The organism is Lactobacillus sp. N54.MGS-719, from assembly GCF_000980505.1.
Taxonomy (GTDB): Bacteria; Bacillota; Bacilli; order Lactobacillales; family Lactobacillaceae; genus Lactobacillus; species Lactobacillus amylovorus.
This window is the reverse complement of record NZ_LARO01000127.1, coordinates 1-944: the sequence shown is the minus strand read 5'-3', so window position 1 is coordinate 944 and position 944 is coordinate 1. Positions and strand designations below refer to the sequence as shown.

Below are 944 nucleotides of genomic sequence, written 5' to 3'. Positions count from 1 at the left end.
TTTCTCACGCAATTGATCTAGTTCCTTGCCATCCTTTAAGCTAGCTAGGTCTGTGCCATCAAAAAGGATTTTTCCGGCTGTAGGATGTTCAAGCACGTTCAGACAGCGCAAAAAGGTACTTTTACCAGATCCTGAAGGACCAATGATACAAATTACTTGGCCCTTTTCAACAGAAGCTGAAATATCCTTTAACACTTCATTTTTGCCAAAAGTCTTTTTTAGATGTTGAATATCTAGCATTTTAGTCATTGTGCTTCATCCTCTTTTCAAGGTAATTAAGTAGTCTAGTCAAAGTAAAGGTCATGATGAAGTAGATGATCATCGCAATAAACAATGGCAATACACCACGGTAAGTTGAAGTTTGAATAAGTTCAGTTTGGTACATCAATTCGGTTACACCGATGACTGAAACCAATGAACTATCCTTCAATAAAGTAATAAATTCGTTCCCTAAAGCTGGCCAAATATTCTTTAGCGCTTGAGGAATAATGACGTAGCGATATGCCTTGGCTTGGCTAAGTCCAAGTGATCTTGCAGCTTCAGTTTGACCTTTAGCAACAGAGGCAATACCAGATCTAATATCTTCGGCAACATAGGCACCTGAGTTAAGCCCGATAGCAATAATACCTGCAACTACGGCTGACAAATTAGAAATCAATGCCCCAACACCGAAGTAAACGAATAAGATTTGCACCATTTGCGGTGTACCACGAATAAATTCAATGTAGCAAACTGCAATCCAGTGGAGCAACTTGTTTCTAGACAAACGCATTAGTGCAAGCAGCATCCCCAGAACGATACCAATCAAAACTGAGAACACAGTAATTACAAGAGTGTAGCCAACCCCTTTAACAAAGTATGGTGCATATTTTGCCATAGTGTTGGTCTTTTGTGCTGTCTTCATGTACTTGGCAGCTGCTGGCAAGTATTCCTTGTTAATTAAG

The 944-nt window shown here is 39.6% G+C and carries 2 protein-coding genes; both read right to left on the bottom strand.

The features are described 5' to 3' along the window. The coding region (locus tag WS44_RS09565; RefSeq protein ID WP_046434126.1) for an ATP-binding cassette domain-containing protein at positions 1–249 on the bottom strand (249 nt) is incomplete at its 3' end. Further along, positions 242–944, bottom strand: a 703-nt coding sequence (locus tag WS44_RS09560; RefSeq protein ID WP_046434125.1) for an amino acid ABC transporter permease, incomplete at its 5' end; no start/stop codon positions are given. The genes WS44_RS09560 and WS44_RS09565, both read right to left, overlap by 8 nt.